This window comes from Caldimonas tepidiphila (assembly GCF_003569765.1).
Lineage (GTDB): Bacteria > Pseudomonadota > Gammaproteobacteria > Burkholderiales > Burkholderiaceae_C > Caldimonas > Caldimonas tepidiphila.
Genome location: NZ_KZ983966.1, coordinates 26,415 through 34,410, shown reverse-complemented (window position 1 = coordinate 34,410; position 7,996 = coordinate 26,415). Strand labels below are relative to the sequence as shown.

The window sequence follows — 7,996 nt, the reverse complement described above, 5'->3', positions numbered from 1 at the left end:
CGAGGCTGTCAAGCGCCGCGCCCTAACCGACAGCACCGCCATTTGTGCAACAGAGCCCCCGTGAAACGCCTCTCGTGCTTCGGGATGCGCCGCGGCACCTCCAGGCGAAGCGTGCCCTCCTCGGTCAGCACCGTCTTGCCGCGGCTGCCGTTGCGGTGATTGCTCGTCGCCCCGGGCTTGGTCGCGCCCGGCTCGTCGCCCAGGCGGTGCGACAGCCCGGCCCCCGGGGCACGTCCGATGAGTGCCTTCTCGAATGCCATCGAGGCGGCTTGCGCCGCCTCCGCGCTCATCGGCCGGGTCGCGAACCGGTCAATGAGCTCCCAGGGGGGCGGCAGCGATTCCGCCTTCGTCTTCCTGCTCGGCATACGGACCTCCAGGGGTCGTGCGATGCCTCACCCGCGAAAATCCTGACAGGCTCCGCCCACTCGGATGCCGCGGGCCGACCGGTCCTTCCACCCCCGTGTCCAGCCGTATTCGCCGCGCGACAGGGGGGCCGGTTGCGCTCGATTCCCGGGCGTACTTCACTCCCGCTCCCTGCCGAAGTACACCGTCCTTTTTCCCAGGATGCCGCGCTCCATCCTCACGCGCGCCAGCTTTGCGCGCAGCCGGGCGGTCTCCATCTGCTGCGCGCTCGCCGGCCGGGTGCCGCCGCCCGTGAGCCGCCCTTCGCATTCCGCCTTCATCCAGTTGTGCAGCGTCTGCTTGGCAATCCCGGGATCCTGGCCGTTGCCGCCATGCCCTGACCCTTCTCGACCCGCCGTACCGCCTCCGGCTTGAGCTCCGGCGTGCAGCGCGCCCTCGTCGTCTTCGTCACATTCATTTTTCCCTGCCTCGCTTTCATCAGTCGGCAAGGGGCAGGTTCTCAGGCGCCGGGCCAGCCATGGCCCGATTCGCACCGATAGGCCTTCCAGATTCCTAGCGCGGTCCGGTCCAAGGCGAAGACGGCGATTGCGGAAGCTCGAGCGGCGTTCCGACAGGGGTGAAGCCGGGGAGGTGGCTCGCATGGCGGATCCATGCGGACCAGTCTGTCCTGAGCGTCGCGCACCGAGGGGAATCGCCCATTCTCCGGAGCCGGCGCGGCATGCCTCCCAGTTCGCTGCGCGGCGGATCTTCTCCTCGCCGATCCCGCTCTTCTTCCTCCCTTGCTCGGGGGCAGAGGCTGCCGTCGCGCGCCTGCATCGGTCCGGCATGCCACACGGACCGGCTGTTCTTGCCTGATTCGGTCGATGTCGATTCCAGTCAATTAGGCGTCCGCTCCTCGCAAGGTGCGAAGGACGTGCTTTCCCACAATTCCCTCACCCCTTCTCGAACAACGGTCCCTCTTATGCACGGTCAGAACTACTCGCTTTGGAGCCTGCTCAAGCACGGATTCAAGCACCACAAGACCTGGGAGCCTGCCTGGAGGCGCGTGCCCCTGCAGCCCAGTTACGACGTCGTCATCGTCGGCGGGGGCGGGCACGGCCTCGCCACCGCCTACTACCTCGCGAAGAACCACAAGGTCGGCCGCATCGCGGTGCTGGAAAAGGGCTACCTGGGCGGCGGCAACACGGCCCGCAACACCACCATCGTGCGCTCGAACTACCTGTGGGACGAGGCCGCGCTGCTGTACGAGCACAGCCTCAAGCTGTGGGAGGGGCTGACCGAGGACCTGAACTTCAACGTGCTGTTCAGCCAGCGCGGCGTGTTCAACCTGGGGCACACGCTGCAGGACATGCGCGACATCGAGCGCCGCGTGGCCGCCAACCACCTGCAGGGCATCGACGCCCATGTGCTGACCGCGGCCGAGGTCAAGGAGAAGATCCCGCAGCTCGACATCAGTCGCAGCCGCCGCCTGCCGGTGCTGGGCGCGAGCTGGCAGCCGCGCGCGGGCATCGCCCACCACGACGCCGTGGCGCGCGGCTTCGCCCGCGCCGCCAGCCGCCTGGGCGTGGACCTGATCGAGGGCTGCGAGGTGACCGGCATGGACATCGCCGGCGGTCGCATCAAGGGCCTGCAGACCACGCAGGGCTACGTGAAGACGGAGCGCGTCGGCTGCGTGGCCGCCGGACATTCGTCGATGCTCGGCCGCATGGCCGGACTGCGCATGCCGCTGGAGAGCCACCCGCTGCAGGCCTTCGTGTCGGAATCGATGCAGCGCGTGATCGACACCGTGATCATGTCCAACGCCGTGCACGGCTACCTCAGCCAGTCGGACAAGGGCGAGCTCGTCATCGGGGCGGGCATCGACGGCTACCTGGGCTACGGCCAGCGCGGCAGCCCGCACGTCATCGACCACACCGCCGCCGCGATCATCGAGCTGTTCCCGCAGTTCTCGCGCGTGCGCATGAACCGCCAGTGGGGCGGCATCGTCGACGTCGCGCCCGACGCCTGCCCGATCATCGGCAAGACCCCGGTGCGGGGCCTGTACTTCAACTGCGGCTGGGGCACCGGCGGCTTCAAGGCCACGCCCGGCTCGGGCCATGTCTTCGCCCACACGATCGCCCACGACGAGCCGCACCCGCTCGCCGCCCCCTTCGCGCTCGACCGCTTCACCACCGGTCACCTGATCGACGAGCACGGCGCCGCAGGCGTTGCCCACTGAGTCGTCCCTTCACCCGAGATCCACCACCATGTTCCAACTGCATTGCCCTCATTGCGCCGCGCTGCGCGACGAGGAAGAGTTCAGCTACGCGGGAGAGGCCTACATCGCCCGTCCCGCCAACCCCGACACCGTGGACGACGAGGTCTGGGGCGACTACCTGTTCATGCGCAGCAATCCGAAGGGCTGGTTCTGGGAGCAGTGGCAGCACACGGCCGGCTGCCGCAAGGTGTTCGCGGTCAAGCGCAACACCGCCACCTACGAGATCGCCGGCAGCTGGACGCTGGCCGACGGCAAGCCGCTGTTCCTGGCCGAGAAGGCCGCGCAAGGCAAGGGAGGCCGGGCATGAGCGCGCGTCGCGTGAAAGTCGCCGGTGCGCAGGTCGACACCGGCAGGACGATCTCCTTCAGCTATGACGGCAGGACCTACACCGGCCATCCCGGCGACACGCTGGCCTCGGCCCTGCTGGCCAACGGCGTGAAGCTGATCGGACGCAGCTTCAAGTACGGCCGCCCGCGCGGCATCATCGGCGCCGGCGCCGAGGAGCCCAACGCGCTGGTGCAGCTGGGCGTGGGCGCGCTGACGGTGCCCAACATCAAGGCCACGCAGGCCGAGCTGTACGACGGCCTCGTGGCGACCTCGACCTCGGGCTGGCCGCACCTGAACTTCGACCTGAAGGCCGCGCTCGGGACCGCCTCGCGCTTCATGCCGGCGGGCTTCTACAGCAAGACCTTCAAGTGGCCGCGCAAGTTCTGGCCCGCCTACGAGACCGTGATCCGCAAGTTCGCGGGCTTCGGCAGCGCGCCCACGGAGCCGGATCCCGAGTTCTACGACCACCTGCACCACCACGTGGACGTGCTGGTGGTGGGCGGGGGCGCCGCCGGCCTGCTGGCCGCGCTGCAGGCCGGCCGCGCGGGCCTGAAGACCCTGCTGCTGGACGAGCAGGCCGAGTTCGGGGGCTGGCTACTGTCCGAGCCCTCGGCCCGGATCGACGGGCGCGACAGCGCGGGCTTCATCCGCTCGGCGGTGCAGGCGCTGCAGGGCATGGCGCACGTGACGATGCTGTCGCGCACCACCGCCTTCGGCATGTACGACCAGAACCTGGTGCAGGCGGTGGAGCTCGTCCAGGACCACGTCGCGCCCTCGAAGCGCAATCCCGACCAGCCGCGCCAGCGCCAGCACAAGATCCATGCCGAGCATGTCGTGCTGGCCACCGGGGCCATCGAGCGCCCGCTGGTCTTCGGCAACAACGACCTGCCCGGCGTCATGACCGTCTCGGCGGGCCAGACCTTCCTGAACCGCTACGGCGTGCTGGTGGGCCAGCGCGTCGTGATCTGCGGCACCAGCGACCTGATCTACGAGGCGGCCCGTTCGATGGCGGGCGCCGGGGCGCAGGTGACCGTGGCCGACGTGCGCTCCAAGGTCCGGCCCGCCGACCTGCCGCCGGGCGTGACGGTGCTCGCGGGCCACGGCATCGCCGAGGTCAAGGGCAAGGGCCGCGTGAGCGGCGTGCGCCTGGTCAAGCTGCATCCCGATCGCGACGAGGTGGCGGGCAAGGGCCCGACCCTGCCGGCCGACGTGGTGCTGTCCTCGGGCGGCCTGTCGCCCACGGTGCACCTGTTCTGCCATGACGGCAGCCGCCCGACCTGGGACGACAGCGTCGCCGCCTTCGTGGTGCCGCGCGACGGCCGCAAGGGCGTGGCCTGCGTGGGGGCCGTGACCGGCGCCTTCGAGCTCGACGAGTGCCTGAAGCAGACCACGATCGCGATGCAGGCCGTCCTGACGACCCTGGGCGTCTCGGGCAGCTTGAGCGCGCCGAAGGTCGGCTCGCGCACCGTCCAGCCCGCGCGGCCGATGTACCGCCTGCCCGACGGCAAGCCCGAAGGGGAGGGCGCCAAGGCCTTCGTCGACTACCAGAACGACGTGACCGCGGCCGACATCGAGCTGGCCATCCGCGAGAACTGGCAGCACGTCGAGCACGTCAAGCGCTTCACCGCGCTGGGCTTCGGCACCGACCAGGGCAAGCTCTCCAACGTCAACGGCTTCGTGATCGCCGCGCGTGCGCTCAAGCGCCCGGTGTCGCAGGTCAGCACCACCACCTACCGCCCCGCCTACACCCCGGTGACCTTCGGCGTGCTGGCCGGCACGATGGAAGGCGACACGCTGGAGCCGCGCCGCTACACGGCCTGCCATGCCGCCCACGTGGCGCGCGGCGCCGAGCTGGAGCCGGTGGGCCAGTGGATGCGCCCCTGGTACTTCCCGAGGAAGGGCGAGGACCTGCACGCCGCCGTCAACCGCGAGTGCCTGGCCGCGCGCAACGGCGTGGCGGTGATGGACGCATCGACGCTGGGCAAGATCCAGATCGACGGGCCCGACGCGCGCGAGTTCCTCAACCGCGTCTACAGCAACGCATGGAGCCAGCTGGCCCCGGGCAAGTGCCGCTACGGCCTGATGCTCGACGAGAACGGCATGGTGATGGACGACGGCGTGACCGCCTGCATCCACGACACGCAGTTCTACATGACCACCACCACCGGCGGTGCCGCCCGCGTGCTGAACTGGCTCGAGCGCTGGCACCAGACCGAGTGGCCGGAGCTCAAGGTCTGGATGAGCTCGGTCACCGACCACTGGTCCACCGTGGCCCTGGTGGGGCCGAAGGCCCGCGCCGTGCTGGCCAAGCTGTGCACGGACATCGATCTCTCGCCCTCGGCCTTCAAGTTCATGGACTGGCAGGCGGGCACCGTCGCCGGGCTGCCCTGCCGCGTGTTCCGCGTCAGCTTCTCGGGCGAGCTGAGCTACGAGCTGAACGTGGAGTCGGGCCACGGCCACGAGCTGTGGGAGGCCGTGATGGCCGCCGGCGCCGAGTTCGGCATCACGCCCTACGGCACCGAGACCATGCACGTGCTGCGTGCCGAGAAGGGCTTCATCATCGTCGGCCAGGACACGGACGGCTCGGTGACCCCGATCGACCTCGGCATGTCCTGGGCCGTGTCAATGAAGAAGCCGTTCAGCTTCCTCGGCAAGCGCTCGCTCAGCCGCAGCGACACCGCGCGCCCCGACCGCAAGCAGCTCGTCGGCCTGTTGCCGGTGGACCCGCACGCCGTGCTGCCCGAGGGCGCGCAGCTGCTGGCCACGCCCGACACCCGCACGACCCCCGCGCCGATGCTGGGCCACGTCACCTCCAGCTACCACAGCGCCTTCCTCGGCCGCTCGATCGCGATGGCCCTCGTCAAGGGCGGCAGCCAGCGCACCGACCAGACCCTCTACGCCTACGCCCGCGGCAAGGTGACCCCCGTGAAGGTCGCCCCCAGCCCCGTCTTCGTCGATCCCAAGGGAGATCGCCAGCATGTCTGACAACCGCATCCCCAATGTCCTGAGCGCGCGCCTGCGCTCGCCCCTGCATGCCTTCGAGCTGGACAAGCAATTGCGCCAGCCGGACGCGGCCGACGGCGTCGTGCTGAGCGAGCTGCCCAACCTGGGCTACGTGATCCTGAGGGGGCGCGCGAATGACGCCGCCTTCATGCAGGCCGTGGCCGGCGTGCTGGGGCAGTCGCTGCCGACCGTGCCGTCCACCTACCTGGTCACCGAGGCCGGCGTGGTGCAGTGGATGTCGCCCGACGAGTGGTGGCTGCTGTGCAGCCGCGAGCGCCGCGACGCTCTGCTCGCCGGCCTCGCCGCCGCCTTGCAGAGCCAGTTCGCGCAGGTGGTCGACAACAGCGGGGGGCACGCCGCCCTGCGCCTGAGCGGCCCCCGGCACATGCTGCTGCTGCGCCACCTGGGGCCCTACGACTTCGAGTCGCTGAAGGTCGGGCAGGCCGTGTCCACCGTGATGGCCAAGGCCACGGTCTCGGTGCTGCGCACGGACACGAAGGGCGTGGTGCTGCTGTTCCGCCGCAGCTTCGCCGACTACTTCTGGCGCCTGCTGACGCGCACGGCCCGGCCCTACGGCATGTGCGTGACCGAGCCGGCCGCGCATCCCGACCCGGTCGTCACGCCCCTGCTGACTGGCGGCAAGCCGGGATCGGGCAAGCCGCGCACCGACACGAGCAAGACGAAGCTGGTTTCCGCGTCCTGAGCCGCGCCGACTCTCCATGCGTCCCACCCACTGATTCCATCCTCATGAACACTACCGCCTTCTTCTCCGACTCCCTGGGCCAGGCCGACTCCGCCGTCGCTCGCGCCCTGCGCAACGAGATGCACCGACAACGCGACCAGATCGAGCTGATCGCCTCCGAGAACATCGTCTCGAAGGCCGTGCTCGAGGCCCAGGGCAGCGTCTTCACCAACAAGTACGCCGAGGGCTATCCGGGCAAGCGCTACTACGGCGGCTGCGAGCATGCGGACGCGGTCGAGAGCCTGGCCATCGAGCGCCTGTGCCAGCTCTACGGTGCGCGCTTCGCCAACGTGCAGCCGCATTCCGGCGCGCAGGCCAACACGGCCGTGATGCTGGCGCTGGTGCAGCCGGGCGACACGGTACTGGGCATGGCGCTGTCGGCCGGCGGCCACCTGACGCACGGCGCCAAGCCGGCGCTGTCGGGCAAGTGGTTCAAGGCGGTGCAGTACGGCGTGCGACGCGAGGACTTCCGCGTCGACTACGAGGAGGTCGAGCGCCTGGCCCGGGAGCATCGTCCCAAGCTGATCATCGCGGGCTTCTCGGCCTACCCGCGCGTGATCGACTGGGCGCGCTTCCGCGCCATCGCCGACGAGGTGGGCGCGCTGCTGATGGTGGACATGGCCCACGTCGCCGGCCTCGTGGCCGCCGGCGTCTACCCCAGCCCGGTCCCCCACGCCCACGTGACGACCAGCACCACGCACAAGACGCTGCGCGGCCCGCGCGGCGGCGTGATCCTCACCAACGACGAGGAGATCGCCAAGAAGATCAACTCGGCCGTGTTCCCCGGCGCACAGGGCGGCCCGCTGATGCACGTGATCGCGGCCAAGGCCGTGGCCTTCGGCGAGGCGCTGCAGCCCGCGTTCAAGGCCTACGCACGGCAGGTCGTGGCCAACGCCCAGGCGCTGGGCCAGGTGCTCAAGGAAGGCGGCCTGGACCTGGTGACCGGCGGCACCGACAACCACCTGCTGCTCGTCGACCTGCGCCCGCTGGGCCTCAAGGGCAACCAGACCGAGGTGGCGCTGGAGCGTGCCGGCATCACCTGCAACAAGAACGGCATCCCCTTCGACGACGAGAAGCCCACGGTGACCTCGGGCATCCGCGTCGGCACCGCGGCGATCACGACGCGCGGCTTCGGCGAGGAGGACTGCCGCGAGGTGGGCCGCCTGATCCTCGACGTGATGCAGGCCCTGCGCAAGGACCCGGCCGGCAACGCGCAGGTGGAGGCCCTGGTGCGCGAGCAGGTCCAGTCCCTGAGCTCGCGTTTCCCCATCTACGGCTGAGCCGCTTCGAAGAACGGAAGGAGA

General features: G+C 69.9%; 5 protein-coding genes and 2 pseudogenes. 5 read left to right on the top strand and 2 right to left on the bottom strand.

What is annotated here, in order from left to right; translation table 11 throughout:
- Positions 1 to 56: 56 nt before the first annotated feature.
- Together D3A59_RS03255 and D3A59_RS25185 are read right to left on the bottom strand one after the other, a co-directional pair.
- A pseudogene (locus D3A59_RS03255) lies at positions 57 to 365 on the bottom strand (transposase); the annotation flags it as partial.
- Positions 366 to 419: 54 nt separating this feature from the next.
- Positions 420 to 814, bottom strand: a pseudogene (locus D3A59_RS25185) (transposase); the annotation flags it as partial.
- Positions 815 to 1,324: 510 nt separating this feature from the next.
- Between D3A59_RS25185 and D3A59_RS03250 the strand changes: the two are divergent.
- From D3A59_RS03250 to glyA, 5 genes are read left to right on the top strand one after another with little or no spacing between them, the layout of a single operon-like run.
- Positions 1,325 to 2,581: a sarcosine oxidase subunit beta family protein gene (locus D3A59_RS03250; RefSeq protein WP_119153490.1), complete on the top strand. Its 1,257-nt coding sequence runs from the start codon at positions 1,325 to 1,327 to the stop codon at positions 2,579 to 2,581.
- A 28-nt stretch (positions 2,582 to 2,609) separates the two neighbouring features.
- The gene (locus tag D3A59_RS03245; protein WP_119153489.1) at positions 2,610 to 2,927 is read left to right on the top strand and encodes a sarcosine oxidase subunit delta; all 318 of its coding nucleotides are present in this window, start codon (positions 2,610 to 2,612) and stop codon (positions 2,925 to 2,927) included.
- Positions 2,924 to 5,932, top strand: a complete 3,009-nt coding sequence (locus tag D3A59_RS03240) for a sarcosine oxidase subunit alpha family protein (protein ID WP_119153488.1) — start codon at positions 2,924 to 2,926, stop codon at positions 5,930 to 5,932. Before D3A59_RS03245 ends, D3A59_RS03240 begins: the two co-directional genes overlap by 4 nt.
- On the top strand, positions 5,925 to 6,653 hold the full coding sequence (locus D3A59_RS03235) for a sarcosine oxidase subunit gamma (RefSeq protein ID WP_119153487.1): 729 nt from the start codon (positions 5,925 to 5,927) through the stop codon (positions 6,651 to 6,653). The genes D3A59_RS03240 and D3A59_RS03235 overlap by 8 nt, the downstream gene beginning before the upstream one ends.
- A 44-nt stretch (positions 6,654 to 6,697) precedes the next feature.
- Positions 6,698 to 7,972, top strand: a complete 1,275-nt coding sequence (gene glyA / locus D3A59_RS03230) for a serine hydroxymethyltransferase (protein WP_119153486.1) — start codon at positions 6,698 to 6,700, stop codon at positions 7,970 to 7,972.
- The last annotated feature ends 24 nt before the right edge of the window (positions 7,973 to 7,996 follow it).

What these genes read in the sequence shown, in the direction of transcription:
- D3A59_RS03250 (WP_119153490.1), top strand. Translation starts at nt 1,325, where the DNA reads ATGCACGGTCAGAACTACTCGCTTTGGAGCCTGCTCAAGCACGGATTC.
- D3A59_RS03245 (WP_119153489.1), top strand. Translation starts at nt 2,610, where the DNA reads ATGTTCCAACTGCATTGCCCTCATTGCGCCGCGCTGCGCGACGAGGAA.
- D3A59_RS03240 (WP_119153488.1), top strand. Translation starts at nt 2,924, where the DNA reads ATGAGCGCGCGTCGCGTGAAAGTCGCCGGTGCGCAGGTCGACACCGGC.
- D3A59_RS03235 (WP_119153487.1), top strand. Translation starts at nt 5,925, where the DNA reads ATGTCTGACAACCGCATCCCCAATGTCCTGAGCGCGCGCCTGCGCTCG.
- glyA (WP_119153486.1), top strand. Translation starts at nt 6,698, where the DNA reads ATGAACACTACCGCCTTCTTCTCCGACTCCCTGGGCCAGGCCGACTCC.